Origin of the sequence: Paracoccus sp. (in: a-proteobacteria) (assembly GCF_035556475.1) — a bacterium.
Taxonomy (GTDB): domain Bacteria; phylum Pseudomonadota; class Alphaproteobacteria; order Rhodobacterales; family Rhodobacteraceae; genus Paracoccus.
Genome location: NZ_DATMFA010000121.1, coordinates 13351 through 32768, shown reverse-complemented (window position 1 = coordinate 32768; position 19418 = coordinate 13351). Strand labels below are relative to the sequence as shown.

Sequence of the window (19418 nt, the reverse complement as noted above, 5' to 3'; positions counted from 1 at the left end):
CAAAGCCCGATCGCCTTGGCCCGCGCCGCGACATGTCCAACCCGCGCGAGCAGCGCCTCGCGCCGCGATCCGTCCCCTGCCAGATGCGTGATCACGCCGCGCAGCACCTCGGCCAGGAGCGGCGAGGGCGCGGTGGAATAGATGAAGCTGCGGGCGCGGTTCAGCAGGACCGAGACCAGCGCCGGGGCCGCGCAGACAAGCGCTCCCTGCACTCCCAACGCCTTGCCGCAACCATGCAGGCGGATGACCCGCTCACTCCCCGCATGGCGCGCGGCAAGTCCGCGTCCCCCCTCCCCCCAGATCCCGGTGGCATGGGCCTCGTCCACGATCAGGAAGGCGTCCTCCTCCTCGGCCAGCGCCGCAAGCGCCTCGACCGGGGCAAAATCGCCATCCATGGAATAGAGGCTTTCGACCGCGATCCAGACCCGCCCGGCCCCGCCTTCGCTGCGCCAGCCGCGCAATTCGTCGCGCAGGGATTGCAGGTCGTTATGGGCAAAGGCGCGGCTTTGCGCCTTGCCCAGACGCATCCCGTCCAGCGAGCTTGCGTGCAGCAGCGCGTCATGCAGGACCAGATCGCGCGCCTGTGGCAAGCTGGAGAAAATCGCCAGATTGGCGGCGAAGCCCGAGCCGAAATAGAGCGCGGCGGGCGCGCCGAAGAACTCCGCCGCCTCGGCCTCCAGCGTGGCGAAGGCTTCGTGATTGCCGCGGAGCAGGCGCGCGGCACCTGCCCCCGCCGGCACGCCCTTGGCCAGCGCCGCCGCTGCAAGGTCGCGAAGCAGGCCGGACCCGGCCAGCCCGAGATAGTCGTTCGAGGCGAAATCCACCCCGACGGCGGGGGCAAGCCCGCGCAGCCGTCCGCGCTGGCCAAGGCTTTCGAGCAGCCCGTAATGGGCAGAAAGCACGCTCACTGCCCCAGTTCCTCGGGCTCCAGCCCGAGGCGCTGGAACAGCCTCAGGTCGCGATCCTCGGCCGGATTGGCGGCGGTCAGCAGCGTGTCGCCCATGAAGATCGAATTGGCCCCGGCCATGAAGCAAAGCGCCTGCATCTCGTCGCTCATCGCGGTTCGCCCCGCCGAAAGCCGCATATGGGTCTTTGGCATCAGGATGCGGCCCAGCGCGATCACGCGGACGAAATCGAAGGAATCGACCGGATCAGCATGTTCCAGCGGGGTGCCCGGCATCGGGATCAGCATGTTGATCGGAACGCTCTCGGGATATTCGGGCAGGTTCGCCAGCGCCAGCAGCATGTCGATGCGGTCGCCCTCGCCCTCGCCGAGCCCAAGGATGCCGCCCGAGCAGACCTTGATCCCCGCCTCGCGCACGCGGGCCAGCGTCTCGATCCGGTCGGCAAAGGTCCGGGTGCTGATGACCTTGGGGTAATGCGCCTCGGAGGTGTCGATATTATGGTTGTAGTAATCAAGCCCCGCCTCGCGCAGGCGAAGCACCTGCTCGCCCGAGAGCATCCCCAGCGTCATGCAGGTCTCCATCCCCAGCGCACGGACGCCGCGCACCATTGCCTCGATCGCGGCCATGTCGCGGTCCTTCGGCTCGCGCCAGGCGGCGCCCATGCAATAGCGTGTCGCCCCCGCCGCCTTGGCGCGGCGCGCCTCGGCCAGCACGCGCTCGACCTCCATCAGCTTTGATGCCGAAAGCTCGGACCCGTTCCGGGCGGATTGGCTGCAATAGCTGCAATCCTCGGGGCAGCCGCCGGTCTTGACGGAAAGCAGGCGGCTCATCTGGACGCGGTTCGGTGCGAAATGCGCGCGATGTACGGTCTGGGCCTGAAACATCAGGTCGGGAAAGGGCTGGCGATAGATCGCCTCTGCCTCGACGCGGCTCCAGCGTTGATCTGTGGGCGTGGTAAGATGCGTCATGGTCCCTCGGCAGTACGATTACAGATAGTTTCTGCCCCGTCTTGGCGGGGTTTCTATCTAAATAGATAAACTGTCATTCGATTCGCAATGTTTGAATGCTTTATAGATAATTATAAGATAGGCACGCAACCTCATCGCGGAAAAGTTGAGCGGGACGCAGATTTGCCGCGAAAAGGCCGGGCGAAACTGGCAAACTGTCCAGAAAGACAGATGACTTTGTTCCGCTGAAGCTGCTTCAAATTGCCGAGACCGGATTCTTTCCCGCGGGAGTAATGATTGCATGTCGAGCCCGGCCCTGAATGAATCGACATATGTGAGTGAACAGGTCCCCCTCGTCGTCGATATGGACGGCACGCTTTGCCGGTCGGACACGCTGGACGAGGCCCTGCTTGGCCTCATGGCGAAATCCCCGCTTCAGGGGATCAGGGCGGCGGGCTGGCTGCGGGGCGGCAGGGCGGATTTCAAGCGCCAGATCGCGGACCAGATCCTGCTGGACCCCGACGCCCTGCCCTATGACCCCGACGTCCTTGCGATGATCGCCGAGGCCCGGGCCGGGGGGCGGCAGGTCGCGCTGATCTCGGCCGCCGACCACCGGCAGGTCGAGGCGGTGGCAGAGCATCTGGGGATCTTCGACCTCGCGATCGGCACCGGCAGCCCGGTCACATCCGAGAACCTGAAGGGAGAGACCAAGGCGCGCTTCCTTGTCGAGAATTTCGGGATGCAAGGCTTTGACTATGTGGGCGACAGCCGCGCCGACCTGCCGGTCTGGGCGGCGGCGCGCAGCGCCTATGGCGTCCGGCCCAGCACCACGCTGCAAAAAGCCGCTTCGGATCAGGGAACGACCCTGACCCCGGTGGGCGAGCCCTCGACCTGGCCGTGGCGGGCCCTGATGCGCGCCTGCCGGCCGCATCAATGGGCCAAGAACCTGCTGATCCTGCTGCCGGTGCTGACCGCGCAGGACCTTGGCAAGCTGCCCGCCGCGCTGCTCGCCATGCTCTGCTTCTCGATGACCGCATCGGCCGTCTATATCGTGAACGACCTTCTCGACCTCGCGGCGGACCGGGCGCATCCGCGCAAGCGGCTGCGCCCCTTCGCCGCGGGCGAGGCATCGGCACGGCACGGGCTGATGGTCGCGATCGCGCTGACGGTGCTCTCGCTGCTGCTGGCGGCGGTGCTGCTGCCCCCGGCCTTCATGGCGGTCCTGCTGACCTATATGGTCGCGACCTCGGCCTATTCCTTCTCGCTCAAGCGCAAGATGATGGCCGATGTCGTGGCGCTGGCTATGCTCTACACGCTGAGGATCGTCGCGGGCGCCGCCGCGACCAGCATCGTGATCTCGCCCTGGCTGCTGGTCTTTTCGATGTTCCTGTTCTTCTCGCTCGCGACGATCAAGCGCCAGGCGGAACTGGAGGATATGGCCAAGCGCGGCGCGGACCATACCTCGGGGCGCAACATGATGGCGGGCGATCTTCCGATCCTTCAGGCCATGTCCATCGGCGCGGCGCAAGCGGCGGTGCTGGTCTTTGCGCTCTATTCGCAGGATCCGGGCGTCCAGGCCAATTTCGGACACCCGGACCTGCTGCTGCTGATCTGCCCTGTCCTGTTCTTCTGGCTTGGCCGGATGCAGCTGATGACCCGGCGCGGCTTCATGACCGACGACCCGATCGTCTTTACCTTCCGCGACCGCGTGAGCCTGCTGAGCGGGATCGCCATGGTCGCAATCTTTGCCATCGCGGCGCGCGGCGTAACGCCATGAGGCGCGCCCGCACCCTCCATTCCTCGCCGATGGCGCTGACCTCGGCAGCAATCCGTTCCGACAAGGGCTGACCTCGCATGACCACTCACTGGGGCCTGATCTTCATTGCAGCGACCTCCAATGTCGCGCTGAACCTGTTTCTGAAGAAGGGAGGCCAAGGTCTTGATACATCAGGGCTTGGCAACCTGATCCTGTCGATCCTCGGCTCTGGCTGGATGTGGCTTGCGGTGATCAGCGCCGCAAGCCTGCTGACCGCCTTCGTCGCGGCGATCCGAATTTATCCGCTGAGCGTGACCTATATCGGCGTCACCTCGCTGGCGATGGTGTCGCTGACGGTGATCGGCGCGCTGTTCCAGCAGGAAAGCATCGGGCTGGCGCGGGTGGCAGGCCTGACGCTGATCGTCGCGGGACTGGTGCTGACGGCCATGGCGGATCCGACCCGTTAGGTTGGGGTCGGGATCGGAAGTCGCATCAATCCCGGTATTTTATTAACCACTCCGTTCTCGACTTTATGTCGGCATTGCGCCACCCTCTTAATAATTATTGTTTTTTAAGAGGTATCTGCCATGAATGTCACTCTGCACGACCCCGATAGTGCGGCTTTCATCTATGTCATTGACCCTCCAAAACTGACGATCGAGGCGATTTTCCTCTCGGCTTCGGTACGCAGACATCTGCCGCATATCGACCTGATCGCCTATTGCCCGGAGGAAAAGGCAGACCTTCTGCCGCCGCAACTGCGCGAATATCTGGCCGCGACGAATACGCGGCTTGAATTCATGCCCACCGGGGGTGTTTTTTCGCCGCGCTATAAGCAAGGCAACAAGCTGATTGCCAGCGCCCAGCCCCGCCCGCATGCCTTCACGGTCTTTCTCGACACGGATACCGTGATCTGGCAACCGTTCGCTGTCAGCGACATGGTTGGTGCAGGAGTGGTCTCCGCAGCGCCGGAGGGCCGATATACCTGGGGCAAACCGGAAGGCCATTGGGCGAAGGCTTACGGTCTTTTCGGGATGGAGGTCCCGGAGGAGCGGATCCGCCTCGCCCGAACGGGTAAACTCTCGCCGCCTTATTTCAACGGGGGCGTCATCGCCTTCCCCAATGCCCCGGTCGCAGAATTCGAGAGTTTTGCCGATTGCTGGCTGAAAACGGCCCTGGAACTCGACCGCCCGGAGAGTGAGATTCCGATCCGCCGCCCATGGCTCGACCAGATTGCCCTTCCTGTAGCGATCGCTCGGGCAGGGCTGGGATTCCGAACCCTGGATGATCGCTTCAACCTGTCGCTCACGCATAAGAATATCAAACCCGAGATGCTGGAAAAGAAGCAACGACAGGTCCAGCATGAAATCGACCGAATAAACGCTGTCGATGCGTTCATCCTTCATTATCACAGAACCGACGCACCGCGCGGATTACGCTTTGACGGCTATCTCGACGATCTTTTGCGCGACTTCACGATTTTCGACGATGTTTCAGAGCTGGGCTGGATCAAGCATCTTGGCTTCTCGGCCAAGGAGGTCATGGCCGAGTTCTTCCAGCTCAAGCAGATTCCGAAAGAGCAGAAAACCGCAGAGCAGAATGCCCGCTGGCGCATTGTCGAAGCCCAGAAGCACCATTTGAAGAAAGTGGCCAAATCGGAGGACAAGTATTCCGATGTCTGGCCCGGATCGATTCTGAGAGAACCCGCAACGGCGCTGAGGGTCGTCTGAAAGACTGAAATCTCCGCCGAGGCGCGGGAAACGCGCTGTGTCATGCCGCCGAGGTCGCCCCGAGTTGCGGAAAGACCTCGATCCGAATTTGCGCGCCAGCAGCCACCGCTCGGTCATTCGGGGGAATGGCGGGCAACCGGGGCAAATCAGGCGAAGATCAGATCATCCAGCACGGCAGCAATCCGGGCATTGTGAACGGTGATCAGGTCGCCATCGCCGAAATCGAAGAGCACATTGCCACCAATCTGCGACGCATGTGCGCGTGCCTCGGTGGTATTCGTCACATCGGCAAAACCCTGCAGGCGGATGCGGTCGACATCGTCCTGGAAATCCAGAATCCGATCCTGATCGAAACCCTTGCGGAAGACGAAAGTGTCGGCCCCGCCGCCTCCCGTCAGGTTGTCATTGCCGGCGCGGCCGGAAATGACATTCGCAGCCGCGTTTCCGGTCAGCACATTGTTGAGGGCCGAGCCGTGGACAGCGATCGCTGCACTGCCGGTCAGGGTGACATTCTCGACATTGGCATATACGCCGCCGGCCCGAGCCAGGTCGATGCCGATGCTGGCGTTGATACGATCAATACCGCCGGCGATCTGTTCGACCACCAGATCGCCGGTATTATCGACCCAATAGATGTCATTTCCCGCGCCGCCGACCATGGTATCGGCACCCGCGCCACCCTTCAGTGTGTCATGGCCAGCTCCGCCGGTCAGAGAGTCATTGCCCGCCCCGCCGTCCAGCATATTGGCACCATTGTCGCCGGTCAGGGTATCGCGACCCGCGCCCGAGACGAGGTTCTCGATCCCGGCCAGCATGTCGGTTCCCTGCCCGGTGTTCTGCCAGTTCGGGTTCGACAGATCGACCCGGACCGAAACATTGCCGGCATAGACCGCGGTGTCGATCCCGTCGATGCCCCGCAGCAGGTCGTTGCCCGCGTCGCCTTGCAGCAGGTCGTTTCCATTGCCGCCGATCAGCGTATCGTTGCCTGCCCCGCCGTAGAGGCTGTCATTGCCGTCATAACCGCGCAGAAGGTTCGCACCGGAATTGCCGTGGATACCATTGGCGAGGCCATTGCCCGAACCGCTGTACCCGACGATGCCGGTCAGGGTCAGATCCTCGACATTGGCGGCAAGGCCATAGTCGAAATCGGCTTGGACATGGTCGCGTCCCTGGCCTGCTGCCTCGATCACCACATCCTGCCGATCAATGACATAGCGGTCATTGCCCGCGCCGCCGACAAGGGTGTCGCGGCCGGCATTGCCGATCAGCAGGTCGGCACCGGCGCCGCCAACGAGGCTGTCATTGCCGCTGCCGCCGCTGATCGAATCGTTGCCCCGGCCACCAAGCAAGGTGTCGTTGCCGCCGAGGCCATAGATTTCGTCATTGCCGCCGCGCGCTCCGTTCCAGAAGTCGCCGCGGGCGCTGCCCTCGATCAGGAAATCGCCTTGCCCCAATGTGATACGATCGCTGACCACCAGTTGCGAAAGCGCCGTGCCGCGCGGAATCGTCGCGAGCGCGAAGCTGCGCCCGATAACCTCGCCGCCACCCAGAGTGGTGACGCCCGAGTAATCGGGAAAGAAGCTGACCCCGCCGAGGAAGGTCCACTTGCTGCCTGAGCCTTGCGAATAGATGTCCATGATCCGCATGTCACCGGCCCCGGCTCCGCTGGTGTGAAACTCCAACCCCCATCCGGTATTGCTCTGATTGGGGCCATTCAGCGTGACATAGGTGCGGGCGGTGACGGTGTGGCGGGACATGGCGCTCTCCTGACGGGTGGCGCTTCGTTAGTGTTGGAAAAACGGCAAGGCAATTCGAGATGGAAGATATGCGTCACAACCCCATGTGGTGTTGCGAGCAAGCCAACCTCAAATCTATGGCATACCATGCGCGAACGACCCCCGGTTCAAGATCCTGCGCCTGAAAGCCCGGTCCAACCTCCATGGCCGCGGGCCGAAAGCCCGGCGCGGGGCTCGGCCTCCCACTCGGGGGAGTGCAACCTCACGCTCTATCTGCTAAACTGTTGGCAGAGGACGGTTCTGGCCCGGCAGGTTCGCGGGCGGCGCCGGGGTCTCCGGCTGACGCCTCGCCCGAACGCGGGCCCTCCAGGAAGGGAGGACGCAGTCATGTCCCGAGAGACGATTGGAAACCCGCTGAGCTGGAGCGTGCGGAGGCTGGCCGGTGCCGGCCGCAGCGCCGAGACGGCTGTGGAAGGGATCGGCAGCCACGACATTACGCTACCCGAGATCAACGAGATCGGTCTTGGCGATATCCGTCTGGCGCTTCGCAAGGGCGTCGAGGATTTCGCCGCGCTGCGCACCGATGTCATCACCGCGGTGGCGCTCTATCCGGTGATCGGTTTTGTTCTGGCCGCATGGGCGCTGAATGCGGGGCAGGTCCATCTGCTCTTTCCGCTGGCGGCAGGTTTTCCGCTGGTCGGGCCGGTCGCGGCGATAGGCCTCTACGAGATGAGCCGGCGGCGCGAGAAGGGCGAGGATGTCAACTGGACTGCCGCGCTGGCCACGCTGACGGGCCGGGTGCTGGGTCCGGTGCTGTCGCTGGGCTGCCTTCTCGCGGTGATCTTCGCGCTTTGGATTTTCGCCGCCCATGCGATCTGGGCCGCTACCCTTGGCCCCGAGCCCTATGACAGCCTGCTGGGCTTCCTCCGCGCAACCGTCAGCACCAGCGCGGGCTGGATGATGATCGGGATCGGCTGCGGCGTAGGCTTCCTTTTCGCCGCCGTCGTGCTTTGCGTCAGTCTGGTGTCCTTCCCGATGCTGATCGACCGCCCGGTGGGTGTGCCGGTGGCGCTGGCAACCTCGGTCGCAGTCGCTCGCCGCAATCCGGGGACGACGGCGCTTTGGGGGCTGATCGTCACCGTCTCGCTGGTGCTGGGGATGATCCCGCTTTTCGTGGGGCTGATCGTCGTGCTGCCGGTCCTTGGCCACGCGACATGGCATCTTTACCGCCGGGCCGTGGCCTAGCGGTATCGGTCGCGGGCGAGGGACCGCATGAATTCGACCGGCGGCAGATCTGCGCATGGCCGCGCCAAACACCCCGCATCAACTGATCCTATCGGCTCTCCCTGCTGACAGCATGCTGGCGAGGTCGGGCGAGGAAGACCGATCTGCGTCGCCACCATGTCTTCTGATCTTGTCCCGGCGGTTAGCCTTTTATTGACCCTGCAGAAAAACCCAATCAACATCAGCTCATATGAGCTGGGGAGATTTCGGATGATCAGGAAACTTTCTCTCGTCGTGTTGGTCGCCTCGGCTGCGGCAGGAGCCGCGCTTGCAGATAGTAGGCCCTTGACCGCCGGCCATATTCAGGAGGCCGCGATCATGGGTCTTAATCCGCAGGTCTTCAGCCGCGTGGAAATCGCCCAGATCGAAGCTGAACCCACATGGCGCGACCGTCGCCAGCGTATCCGCTATATCCTCCAGAAGAAGGCGCAGGCGGGGCAGGATATCTCCAATCCATTTACCTCGAGCAGATGGCATGGGGTTGACGCTGGGATCGCGCAATGAGGCTTCTGAAATCCTGACTCTGGCGCTTTCGTCAGGAAAACCATGCGCATAGCGCCCGGCCCCGTGGAAGTCAGGGTTAGGGTTCAAAACCAGACATGACCGCTTCGGTCGGGGATTTGCCGCCGTTTAATCTGGATTGGCCCGGTTGCAGCCATACGCCGGGATTTCATCGCGGTTCCGCAGCGTCACCGCAAACCGGAACGACTCTGTCAGAGTCATTCGTAGCAATAAGATCGGGAGAACCTATCCTTCAGATCAAGGATAAATGGTGGGCGACCCTGGAATCGAACCAGGCATGGGTCTCCCCGGCGGAGTTACAGTCCGCTGCCGCACCTTGCAGCACGTCGCCCGCCGAACGCCTCGGCGTGGGGGGGTGATTACCGATAGGCGACGGGGGCGTCAAGCGGTGAAAAGGGAAAAAACGCGGCATCGACAAGAACGCCTGTGCGCCGCCCCGGAACTTGCAATTTCCGCCGTTTTCTGCGCAACCCAACCCGAGAAGCGAGGACGCTACGCCATGGCCGAGAAACCGCAGAAAACCAAGAAGCCCACCTGGGTGATCGACAAGGAGCGCGCCCGGCGGGCGGCGGCGGCCGAGACCGTATGGCTCTTCGGGCTGCATGCCGTGCGCGACGCCCTCGCCAACCCCGCGCGCGAGAAGCTGCGCCTCGTCGTCACGCAGAACGCGCTGGACCGGCTCGGCCCCCTGCCCGAAGGCATCTCGCCCGAGATCACCGATGCGCGCAGCTTTGACCGTGTCGTGCCCCTGCCGCCTGAGAGCGTCCATCAGGGCGCCGCGCTGGAGGTCAAGGCGCTGAAATGGGGCAGCCTCGCCGATCTGGCCCTGTCCGGCCCCGGCAAGCCGCTGCTCGTCGCGCTGGACCGGGTGACGGATCCGCATAATGTCGGCGCGATCCTGCGCTCGGCCGAGGTCTTTGGCGCAAGGGCCGTTATCGCGCCCTCGCGCCATAGCGCCCCCGAAACCGGCGCGCTGGCCAAGACCGCATCCGGCGCGCTGGAGCGCCAGCCCTATCTGCGGGTGGGCAACCTCGCCGATGCACTGATCGAGCTGAAGGAGATGGGCTATATCGTCCTCGGCCTCGACGGCACGGGCGAGGAAGAGCTTCCCGATGCCTTGGCCGCCCTGCCCGGCCGCGCAATCTGCCTCGTCCTCGGCGCCGAGGGTCCGGGCCTGCGCGAACGCACGCGCGAGACCTGCGACAAGATCCTGCGCATTCCGTTTGCCGCCGATTTCGGCTCGCTCAACGTCTCGAACGCGGCTGCGGTGGCGCTTTATGCCGCCTCACGCATCGGGGCGCCGGAATCACAACGCGGATAGCTTTGCCCCTGCCCGGTTGAGAATCGCGGGCCGATTTGCCAGATGCAGGAAGCACCCTCCTCTGCCCTGGTCCTGTCGTGATTCGTCTTGCCGCCCTGCTCGTCTCCCTCTCGATGCCCGCTTCGGGGGCGATGGCGCAGGACTGGGCGCTGGACGGAATGGACCCGGTTTCATATGGGCGGGACAATGCCGCGGTGCCGGGGCGGTCCGATATCGTAACCCTGTGGCGCGGCAAGTCCTGGCATTTCGCGAATGAGGACAACCGCACCCTGTTCGAGGCGAACCCCCGCGCCTTTGCCCCCGGCCTGAACGGGCTTTGCGTGGTCGCGCTGTCCGAAGGCCGGTCCGAGCCGGGCAATCCGCGCCATTTCGTGATCATCGGCCATCGGACCTATCTGCTGCGCTCGGAGGCCGCGCGTCGGCGGTTGCTTGCCGATCCGCAGCATGTCCTCATGCAGGCCAAAGCCGTCTGGGCGCGGCTCAATCCCTGAATTCTCACTTTTTCGCGAGAGGAGTGGAACTTCTCGGCCACAGTGCGCATTTATTTGGGGAACATGGGCACGGAACGCTCATGTTCAGATCACTGTCCCTCGTTCCGCGACTTGCGCCCGGCCAGTACCACTGGACCGGGCGCTTTTTCCATGCCACTTTAGTCTCAGATCTGGGGGAGGATCACATGCAGTTTGCCATACTCCGCGATGTCGGCGTTTCGCCGATGGACGATGACATTGCACGAATCGCCCGCGAAACACGTTGTATCGCAATGGTCGGTCTGTCGACAAACGAGCTTCGCCCTGCCTGGGGCGTGGCCCGCTTTCTCAAGTCGCAGCGTTACCGAGTGATTCCCGTCAATCCGCATTATGCCGGCACCGAAATCCTGGACGAGCCTGTTTACGCCAGCCTTGGCGACATCCCGTCCGAGATCCGGGTCGACATGGTCGACATCTTCCGTCGTGCCGAAGCGGTCCCGTCGATCGTGGACGAGGCCATGGGACAATTGCCCCATCTGCGCACGATCTGGATGCAATTGGGCATTGTCCATGACAGTGCCGCGTCGAAGGCGCGCTCCCGCGGCCTGACCGTGATCGAGGATCGCTGCCCGAAGATCGAGTTTCCGCGATTCCTGTGAAAATACCCCGGCCGCGCGAGCAGCCGGGGTATTTCGGGGCGCGGATGGGCCACGCCTCGCAACCGCTTCTCAGAAGCCGGTGTAAAGTCCTTCATAGATCGGCCCGAGGCTGTCGAGCTCGAAAAGCGAGCTGACGGAAGTGCCGTTCCAGATGTTCAGGATCGCCTGAGCGAACATCGGCGCCATCGGCACGATGCGGATATTGCTCGCCGATTTGACGTGATCGGTCGGCTCGATCGAATCGGTGATGACCAAGGATTTCATCACCGATTTCTGCACCCGCTCGACCGCCGGGCCAGAAAGGACACCGTGGGTGATATAGGCATGGACCTCGACCGCGCCATGCTCGGTCAGGACTTGCGCCGCCTTGCAGAGCGTGCCGGCCGTGTCGCAGATGTCGTCGACGATGATGCAGGTCTTGCCGGCGACCTCGCCGATGACCGTCATCTCGGCCACTTCGCCCGCCTTCTCGCGGCGCTTGTCGACAATGGCCAGCGGTGCCCCGATGCGCTGCGCCAGTTCGCGCGCGCGCGCCACGCCCCCCACATCGGGAGAGATGACCATCAGGTCGGACATCCGGTCCTTGAAATTATGCATGATGTCCAGCGCAAAGACCGGCGCTGCATAGAGGTTGTCGACCGGAATGTCGAAAAAGCCCTGGATCTGCGCGGCATGCAGGTCCAGCGTCAGCACCCGGTCGATGCCCGCCTCGGTCAGGAGGTTCGCGACCAGCTTGGCGCTGATCGGCGTGCGGGCCTTGGCGCGGCGGTCCTGCCGGGCATAGCCGAAATAGGGAATGACGGCGGTGATGCGCGATGCCGACGAACGCTTCAGCGCGTCCGTCATGATCAGCAGTTCCATCAGGTTGTCATTGGCAGGGTTCGAGGTCGACTGGATGATGAACATGTCCTCGCCGCGGACGTTCTCGTAGACCTCGACGAAGATCTCCTGATCGTTGAAGCGCTCGACTCGCGCCTCGATCGGGGCAACGTTCATCCCGCGATGCATCGACATGCGTCGGGCAATGGCATTGGCCAGCGGCCGGTTGGCATTGCCTGCAATCAGCTTGGGTTCGGTCATGGCCGGCATGGCAGGCTCCGTCTATGAATTGGCTGTATTGTTGCTGGATTCGTGCGATTGCACCCCGCTTATCACCGGGTTAGCCTGCCCGCAAACCCCGGAGGTCCGCTTATGGCGCATATCGACTATTACTTTGGGACACCAAGCCCCTGGACCTATCTGGCCGGATCGCGGCTGGAGGAGATCGCGGCGCGCCACCGCGCGGACATCACCTACAAGCCGGTCGATCTGCCGCAACTTTTCGACCGCACCGGCGGCACGCGCCCGGCGAACCGCCACCCCTCCCGGCAGGCCTATCGCGATCAGGAATTGCGGCGCTGGTCCGAGCATCTGGGCGTGGCCCTGAACCTGCGCCCGGCCTTCTGGCCGGTCAATCCCGCCCCCTCCTCCTACGCGGTGATCGCGGCGCAGGCGGCCGGCGGCGGTGACCTGCCGGGGCTGGTGCAGGGCTTTCTGCGCGGGGTCTGGGCAGAGCAACTCGACATCGCCGATGAGGAGGTGATCCGCGCGAAGCTCTCTGCGGCCGGGTTCGACCCGGATCTGGCCAATAGCGGCCTTTTCATCGGCGCCCAGCAATATGAGCGCAATCTGGAGGAGGCGGTCGAGGCCAGGGCCTTCGGTGCGCCCTTCTATGTCGTGCGCGAATCCGGCGAGTGCTTCTGGGGACAGGACCGGCTGGACTTCCTGGACCGCCACCTCGCCAGCCTGTGAGTGACATGCATCTGAGAACCTGGCCGGGGCAGGAAGAACGCCCGGCGCTGGCGCTGCATTGCATGATGGGCAATGGCAGCTATTGGCGGCCGATCGCGGCCGAGGTCGCGGATCTGGTCGCGATCACCGCACCCGACATGCCCGGCCACGGCCCCAGCCCGGAATGGCAGGGCGAACCGCCCGATTTCCACACCGCCGTCACCCGGCAAGTGGCGGCGCTGATCACCCGGCCGGTCGATCTGATCGGGCACAGCATCGGCGCGACCATCGCGCTGCGGATCGCAGTCGCCGCACCCGAGGCCGTGCGCAGCCTGACGCTGGTTGAGCCGGTGCTGTTCGCCGCCGCACCTGACGCGGCCAACGCCGCCGAGATGGAGGAGATCCGCGACGCGGTGCTGGCCGGAGACCCGACAGAAGCCGCGCGGCGTTTCCTCGACACATGGGGCGGCCTCGAATGGGAGCAGCAGACACCGACGGCGCGGCAGCGGCTGGCCCGGCAGATGTCGATGGTGGTGGCGGGCAATGACGCCCTGATGCATGACAGCGCGAATATCCTGCGCGACGGCGGGATCGAGGCGATCGACGCCCCGGTCCTGCTGGTCATGGGAGAGGATTCGCCGCCGGTCATTCCGGCCATCGCCGATGCGCTGGCCGCCCGGCTTCAGGATGTCGGGCGGGCCGTGGTGCCGGGCGCGGGGCATATGCTGCCGATCACCCATCCGGCGCAGATGGCGGATTTGCTGCGACTGAACCTCGAGCGGAACTGAGCTTCAGTCCTCCTCGAAATCATCCTGATGGCGAACCGGGCCGATCGCCATCCAGCCTGCCCTGATCCGCGCGACGCGGGTATCGCCCCAGGTCCGAAACTCGATCATGAAGCCCTCGCGGGTAACATCGGTCGCCTTCAGATCGGCGCGCTGGTTTGCGTTGACCCCGATATCCCACATCATCACCGAAAGATGGACGACGGGAGGCTCGACGAAAGGCTCGCTGAAACGGACTGCGCGGCGTTCCAGCCGCGGCCCCTCGCCCGTCCACATCGGGCTGCCATCCTCGAAGGCCGAGAACATGTCGACCGCACCATTGGCCACGCCAACGGCGAAGTGATCGAATCGCCGCAACTCAGATACCTCCTACCGTTAATTGAAACCCGTCCGCAAAAAGCAGTAAAGCCCCGGAAGTTCCGGGGCTTACCAAGACCCTGAGAGAGCGCTCTCAGTGCGGGAAGTTGGACCGGTCGGGATCGAGCCCGATATGCGTGCCCAGGGCCTGCATATCCGCGAGCAGCTTGACGGCTGCCGCGACGACCTCTTCACCGGCGCTCGGATGCTCCTGAGCGATCCGCACTTCGCGATGTGCCTCCGCCATCATCTCGTCGAAGATGGCTTGGGTCATTTCGACCCGCGGATGGCCCCGCTCGGCCAAAAGGGTGACGGATTCGTTGTTGATCTCGGCAAAGCCGCCGGTCACCGCGTATTCCGTCTCCGACCCGTCGGCCTTGACCACGGTCACCAGACCGGGGCGAAGGTTGACGATGGCCGGCGCATGGCCGGGCATCGCCGTCAGGTCGCCTTCGGCGCCGGGCAGGCGCACCTCGCGCACGGGAACGGAAACGAGGTTCCGCTCCGGCGAGACGAGGTCGAACTGCATCGTGTCGGCCATGTCGCCCCCTTACGCCGCGTCAGCGGCGAGGCGCTGAGCCTTGGCTTTCACGTCCTCGATGCCGCCGACCATGTAGAAGGCCGCTTCCGGCAGGTGGTCGTAGTCACCGTTGACGACAGCCTGGAACGACTTGATCGTGTCTTCCAGCGGAACCTGAACGCCGTCCGAGCCGGTGAAGACCTTGGCAACGTCGAAGGGCTGCGACAGGAAGCGCTGGATCTTCCGCGCCCGGGTCACGGTCAGCTTGTCCTCTTCCGACAGTTCGTCCATGCCGAGAATGGCGATGATGTCCTGCAGCGACTTGTATTTCTGCAGGATACCCTGAACCGCACGGGCGACAGCGTAATGCTCCTCGCCGACGACGGCCGGATCGAGGATACGGCTGTTCGAGTCGAGCGGGTCAACGGCCGGGTAGATCCCCAGTTCCGAGATGGCGCGCGACAGAACGGTCGTGGCGTCGAGGTGGGCGAAGGTCGTTGCCGGAGCCGGGTCGGTAAGGTCGTCGGCCGGAACGTAGACGGCCTGGATCGAGGTGATCGAGCCGTTCTTGGTCGAGGTGATGCGTTCCTGCATCGCGCCCATGTCGGTGGCCAGCGTCGGCTGGTAGCCCACGGCGGACGGGATGCGGCCCAGCAGAGCCGACACTTCCGAACCGGCCTGCGTGAAGCGGAAGATGTTGTCGACGAAGAACAGAACGTCGGTGCCGGTGGCATCGCGGAACTGTTCGGCCACGGTCAGGCCGGTCAGCGCGACGCGCATCCGCGCCCCCGGAGGCTCGTTCATCTGGCCATAGACCAGAGCAACCTGCGATTCCGCCAGGTTGTCCGGCTTGATGACGCCCGATTCCACCATCTCGTGATAGAGGTCGTTGCCCTCACGCGTCCGCTCGCCAACGCCGGCGAACACCGAGTAGCCCGAGTGCACTTTGGCGATGTTGTTGATCAGTTCCATGATCAGAACGGTCTTGCCGACGCCCGCGCCGCCGAAGAGGCCGATCTTGCCGCCCTTGGAATAAGGCGCCAGCAGGTCGATGACCTTGATGCCGGTCACGAGGATTTCCGAAGCGGTCGCCTGTTGGGCGAAGTCCGGCGCCGGCTGGTGGATCGCACGGCGTTCGCTGGTGGCCAGCGGCGCGCCTTCGTCCACCGGCTCGCCGACGACGTTCAGGATGCGGCCCAGCGTCACGTTGCCGACCGGAACGGTGATCGGCTCGCCGGTATCCGTCACCGGAAGGCCGCGGACCAGACCTTCGGTCGCGTCCATGGCGATGGTGCGGACGGTGTTTTCGCCAAGGTGCTGGGCGACTTCCAGAACCAGACGCTTGCCGTTGTTCTCGGTTTCAAGAGCGTTCAGAATCGCGGGAAGTTGGCCGTCGAACTGTACGTCCACGACGGCGCCGATCACCTGCGTGATTTTTCCTTTGGCCTCTGCCATGTTATACCCCTACGTGTCAGAGCGCCTCGGCGCCCGAGATGATTTCAATCAGTTCCTTGGTGATCGCAGCCTGACGCGAGCGGTTATACTCGGTCGTCAGTCGGTCGATCATGTCGCCCGCGTTGCGCGTGGCGTTGTCCATGGCGCTCATCCGCGCGCCCTGCTCCGACGCCGCATTCTCAAGCAGCGCGGCAAAGACCTGCGTGGCCACCGAACGGGGCAGCAGGTCGCTCAGGATCGCGTGTTCGTCCGGCTCGTAATCATAGAGCGCCGAGGCACTTGCCTCGGCCGTCTCCTCGATGACGGCGGGGATGATCTGCCGGGCGGTCGGAACCTGGCTGATGACGGATTCGAACCGGCTGTAGAACAGCGTGGCCACGTCGAAGCTGCCAGCCTCGAAGCGCTCGAGGATCTCGTTCGCGATGCCGCGCGCATTCTCGTAGCCGATGCGCTTGACCTCGCTGAGATCGACGTGATGCACGATCAGGTCGCCATATTCCCGCTTGAGTTGCTCGCGACCCTTCTTGCCGACGGTCACAAGCGTCACCTCTTTGCCATTGGCATGGAGTTCGGCCATGCGCTGGCGGGCGAGCTTGACGATGGACGAGTTGAACCCGCCCGCAAGCCCGCGCTCGGAGGTCAGCACCACCAGCAGGTGCCGGCGATCTTCGCCGGTTCCCGCCAGCAGGCGCGGCGCCGTGTCCGAGCCGGCCGCCGCAGCGGTCAACCCGGCCATGACAGCGGCCATCCGGTCGGCATAGGGACGCGCGGCTTCCGCCGCTTCCTGCGCACGGCGCAGTTTCGCGGCGGCGACCATCTGCATCGCCTTGGTGATCTTGCGCGTGTTCTTGACGCTGCCGATCCGGTTCTTCAGATCCTTGAGGCTGGGCATCTATCCCTCCCCTCAGGCGTAGGTCTTGGCGTAACCGTCCAGCGCTGCCTTGATCGCAGTTTCCAGCTCGCCCGCGATCTTGCGGTCGTTCCGGGTCATGTCGTCAAGCAGATCGGCTTTCTGGTTGCGCAGGTACTGGATCAGGCCCTGCTCCCATTTGGTCACTTCCTTGACCGGGACCGTGTCGATGTAGCCCTTGGTGCCGGCATAGATCACGATGACGATCTCGGCGTTCGTCAGCGGCGAGTATTGCGGCTGTTTCATCAGTTCGGTCAGGCGCGCACCACGGTTCAGCAGTTTCTGCGTCGCCGCGTCGAGGTCCGAGCCGAACTGCGCAAAGGCAGCCATCTCGCGATACTGGGCCAGTTCCAGCTTGACCGGACCGGCGACCGATTTCATCGCCTTGGTCTGAGCGGCCGAGCCGACGCGCGACACGGACAGACCGGTGTTCACGGCCGGGCGGATGCCCTGGAAGAACAGGTCGGTTTCAAGGAAGATCTGGCCGTCGGTGATCGAGATCACGTTGGTCGGGATATAGGCCGAAACGTCGCCCGCCTGGGTTTCGATGATCGGCAGCGCGGTCAGCGAACCGGCGCCGTGATCCTCGTTCAGCTTCGCCGAACGCTCGAGCAGGCGCGAGTGAAGGTAGAAAACGTCGCCCGGATAGGCTTCACGCCCCGGCGGACGGCGCAGCAGCAGCGACATCTGGCGGTAGGCGACGGCTTGCTTGGACAGGTCATCATAGATGATCAGCGCGTCCATGCCGTTGTCGCGGAAATACTCGCCCATGGCGGTCGCCGAATAGGGCGCGAGGTACTGCATCGGCGCCGGGTCCGACGCGGTCGCGGCCACAACGGTCGTGTAGGCCATCGCGCCGGTTTCTTCCAGCTTCTTCACCAGCTGGGCAACGGTCGAGCGCTTCTGACCCACGGCGACGTAGATGCAGTGCAGCGTCTTCATGCCATCGGCTTCGCGGCCGTTGTAGTTCGCCTGGTTCAGGATGGTATCGAGCGCGATCGCGGTCTTGCCGGTCTGACGGTCGCCGATGATCAGCTCGCGCTGGCCACGGCCGACGGGGATCATGGCGTCGACGGATTTCAGGCCGGTCGCCATCGGCTCATGCACCGATTTGCGCGGCATGATGCCGGGGGCCTTGACGTCGGCGATGCGGCGCTCGGTCACGTCGAGCGGGCCCTTGCCGTCGATCGGGTTGCCAAGCGCGTCGACGACGCGGCCCAGCAGGCCCTTGCCGACCGGAACTTCCACGATGGCGCCGGTCCGCTTGACGGTGTCGCCTTCCTTGATCGAGCGGTCGTCACCGAAAATAACGACGCCGACGTTGTCGGTTTCGAGGTTCAGCACCATACCGCGGATGCCGCCCGGGAACTCGACCATCTCGCCAGCCTGAACCTTGTCCAGGCCATAGACGCGGGCGATACCGTCGCCGACGGACAGAACCTGCCCGACCTCGGCCACCTCGGCGTCCTGACCGAAATTCTTGATCTGATCCTTGAGGATGGCCGAGATTTCGGCTGCCTGGATTCCCATTATCCGACCTCTTTCATAGCATTCTGGAGGGAGGCGAGCTTCGAGCGGATCGAGCTGTCGATCATCTGCGAGCCCAGTTTGACGATCATGCCGCCGATGAGGCTTTCATCAACGCGCGCGTTCAGTTTGACGGTCTTGCCCGATTTGCTGGCGAGCGTCTCGGCCAGCCGGGATTTCTGCGCTTCGGTCAGTTCCTGGGCGCTGACGACATCGGCGGTCATTTCGCCGCGTTCGTCCGCGATCAGGCCGCGCAGCTTGACGATGAACTGGGGCAGCGTGAACAGCCGCCGGTTCTTGGCCAGAAGGCGCAGGGTGTTCGCAAGCTCGGGCGCGAGGCCCATCCGCTGCGCCAGCGCGGCGATCGCCGCCTCCTGCTGGCTACGATCATAGAGCGGCGAGACTGTCAGGTCACGCAGATCCGCACTCTCGTCAAGCGCGCCAGCCAGCTCGTCGACCTGCCCGGACAGGGTGTCGAGACCCCCCGAATCCTTCACGAGATCGAAAAGGGCTTGTGCATAACGCCCGGCGATATCAGCGGAAATCGAAGCGGAATTGGCCACGGTCATCCTTCCGGTTTGCGCAAGCTCCGCCGGCGGGCCGGTTTCATAACCGGTCTGTCGCGGAGCGCAGGGTCAAGAGGAACCCCCAGGCCGTGCCGACCGAACGTTCCCGAAAATCTGCCGCGTCCTTAGCAGGTGAAATCTCTTGCCGCAACCGCATTGCACACGGAAAAGCGAGCGTTTCATACCTTAATTCGATGA

General features: G+C 64.0%; 20 protein-coding genes and 1 tRNA gene. 10 read left to right on the top strand and 11 right to left on the bottom strand.

What is annotated here, in order from left to right; genetic code table 11:
• A partial coding sequence (locus tag VNQ78_RS17650) for an aminotransferase class I/II-fold pyridoxal phosphate-dependent enzyme (RefSeq protein ID WP_325692229.1) occupies positions 1-908 on the bottom strand: 908 nt, incomplete at its 3' end.
• Positions 905-1873 carry a biotin synthase BioB gene (bioB, locus tag VNQ78_RS17645; RefSeq protein WP_325692227.1) on the bottom strand — a complete coding sequence of 323 codons (969 nt, stop codon included), beginning with the start codon at positions 1871-1873 and terminating at the stop codon, positions 905-907. The genes VNQ78_RS17650 and bioB, both read right to left, overlap by 4 nt.
• A 313-nt stretch (positions 1874-2186) precedes the next feature.
• Here bioB and VNQ78_RS17640 point away from each other — a divergent pair, with 313 nt between their 5' ends.
• The 3 genes from VNQ78_RS17640 to VNQ78_RS17630 all read left to right on the top strand — a co-directional run bounded on the left by VNQ78_RS17640 (position 2187) and on the right by VNQ78_RS17630 (position 5338).
• Positions 2187-3629, top strand: coding sequence for a UbiA family prenyltransferase (locus tag VNQ78_RS17640; RefSeq protein ID WP_325692225.1), 1443 nt, complete (start codon positions 2187-2189; stop codon positions 3627-3629).
• 77 nt (positions 3630-3706) lie between these two features.
• Positions 3707-4075, top strand: a complete 369-nt coding sequence (locus VNQ78_RS17635; RefSeq protein WP_325692223.1) for a hypothetical protein — start codon at positions 3707-3709, stop codon at positions 4073-4075.
• Between the two features lie 120 nt (positions 4076-4195).
• Positions 4196-5338: a hypothetical protein gene (locus tag VNQ78_RS17630; protein ID WP_325692221.1), complete on the top strand. Its 1143-nt coding sequence runs from the start codon at positions 4196-4198 to the stop codon at positions 5336-5338.
• Between the two features lie 146 nt (positions 5339-5484).
• On the opposite strand, the gene VNQ78_RS17625 is transcribed toward VNQ78_RS17630, so the two are convergent.
• Positions 5485-7095 (bottom strand): calcium-binding protein, encoded by a 1611-nt coding sequence (locus VNQ78_RS17625; RefSeq protein WP_325692219.1) that lies wholly within the window; start codon positions 7093-7095, stop codon positions 5485-5487.
• A gap of 366 nt (positions 7096-7461) precedes the next feature.
• On the opposite strand from VNQ78_RS17625, the gene VNQ78_RS17620 reads away from it, so the two are divergent.
• Positions 7462-8319, top strand: coding sequence for a DUF2189 domain-containing protein (locus tag VNQ78_RS17620; protein WP_325692217.1), 858 nt, complete (start codon positions 7462-7464; stop codon positions 8317-8319).
• Between the two features lie 249 nt (positions 8320-8568).
• The gene (locus VNQ78_RS17615; protein ID WP_325692215.1) at positions 8569-8862 is read left to right on the top strand and encodes a hypothetical protein; all 294 of its coding nucleotides are present in this window, start codon (positions 8569-8571) and stop codon (positions 8860-8862) included.
• 266 nt (positions 8863-9128) lie between these two features.
• Here the strand turns inward: VNQ78_RS17615 and VNQ78_RS17610 are convergent.
• A tRNA-Tyr gene (locus VNQ78_RS17610) sits at positions 9129-9212 on the bottom strand.
• A 167-nt stretch (positions 9213-9379) separates the two neighbouring features.
• Here VNQ78_RS17610 and rlmB point away from each other — a divergent pair.
• The 3 genes from rlmB (at position 9380) to VNQ78_RS17595 (ending at position 11330) form a co-directional block, all read left to right on the top strand.
• Positions 9380-10201: a 23S rRNA (guanosine(2251)-2'-O)-methyltransferase RlmB gene (gene rlmB / locus VNQ78_RS17605; RefSeq protein ID WP_325692213.1), complete on the top strand. Its 822-nt coding sequence runs from the start codon at positions 9380-9382 to the stop codon at positions 10199-10201.
• 77 nt (positions 10202-10278) lie between these two features.
• The gene (locus tag VNQ78_RS17600) at positions 10279-10692 is read left to right on the top strand and encodes a YHS domain-containing (seleno)protein (protein ID WP_325692211.1); all 414 of its coding nucleotides are present in this window, start codon (positions 10279-10281) and stop codon (positions 10690-10692) included.
• Between the two features lie 185 nt (positions 10693-10877).
• Entirely contained in the window at positions 10878-11330 is a 453-nt protein-coding gene (locus VNQ78_RS17595) for a CoA-binding protein (protein ID WP_325692209.1), read from the top strand.
• 69 nt (positions 11331-11399) lie between these two features.
• Here the strand turns inward: VNQ78_RS17595 and VNQ78_RS17590 are convergent, their stop codons facing one another.
• A complete protein-coding gene (locus VNQ78_RS17590) occupies positions 11400-12419 on the bottom strand; it encodes a ribose-phosphate pyrophosphokinase (protein ID WP_325692207.1) in 1020 nt (339 codons plus the stop codon).
• Positions 12420-12521: 102 nt separating this feature from the next.
• On the opposite strand from VNQ78_RS17590, the gene VNQ78_RS17585 reads away from it, so the two are divergent.
• Both VNQ78_RS17585 and VNQ78_RS17580 read left to right on the top strand, forming a co-directional pair.
• Positions 12522-13121, top strand: coding sequence for a 2-hydroxychromene-2-carboxylate isomerase (locus tag VNQ78_RS17585; protein WP_325692205.1), 600 nt, complete (start codon positions 12522-12524; stop codon positions 13119-13121).
• Between the two features lie 5 nt (positions 13122-13126).
• Complete coding sequence (locus tag VNQ78_RS17580) at positions 13127-13888, top strand: alpha/beta hydrolase (protein WP_325692203.1); 762 nt, start codon at positions 13127-13129, stop codon at positions 13886-13888.
• 3 nt (positions 13889-13891) lie between these two features.
• Here the strand turns inward: VNQ78_RS17580 and VNQ78_RS17575 are convergent, their stop codons facing one another.
• The 6 genes from VNQ78_RS17575 to VNQ78_RS17550 all read right to left on the bottom strand — a co-directional run bounded on the left by VNQ78_RS17575 (position 13892) and on the right by VNQ78_RS17550 (position 19217).
• On the bottom strand, positions 13892-14242 hold the full coding sequence (locus tag VNQ78_RS17575) for an H-type lectin domain-containing protein (RefSeq protein ID WP_325692201.1): 351 nt from the start codon (positions 14240-14242) through the stop codon (positions 13892-13894).
• Between the two features lie 94 nt (positions 14243-14336).
• Entirely contained in the window at positions 14337-14783 is a 447-nt protein-coding gene (locus VNQ78_RS17570; RefSeq protein WP_325692199.1) for a F0F1 ATP synthase subunit epsilon, read from the bottom strand.
• 9 nt (positions 14784-14792) lie between these two features.
• Positions 14793-16217, bottom strand: coding sequence for a F0F1 ATP synthase subunit beta (gene atpD, locus VNQ78_RS17565; RefSeq protein WP_325692197.1), 1425 nt, complete (start codon positions 16215-16217; stop codon positions 14793-14795).
• Between the two features lie 16 nt (positions 16218-16233).
• On the bottom strand, positions 16234-17109 hold the full coding sequence (locus tag VNQ78_RS17560; protein WP_325692195.1) for a F0F1 ATP synthase subunit gamma: 876 nt from the start codon (positions 17107-17109) through the stop codon (positions 16234-16236).
• A gap of 12 nt (positions 17110-17121) precedes the next feature.
• A complete protein-coding gene (gene atpA / locus VNQ78_RS17555; protein WP_325692193.1) occupies positions 17122-18657 on the bottom strand; it encodes a F0F1 ATP synthase subunit alpha in 1536 nt (511 codons plus the stop codon).
• Positions 18657-19217 (bottom strand): F0F1 ATP synthase subunit delta, encoded by a 561-nt coding sequence (locus VNQ78_RS17550; protein ID WP_325692191.1) that lies wholly within the window; start codon positions 19215-19217, stop codon positions 18657-18659. The genes atpA and VNQ78_RS17550 overlap by 1 nt, the downstream gene beginning before the upstream one ends.
• Positions 19218-19418 lie beyond the last annotated feature (201 nt).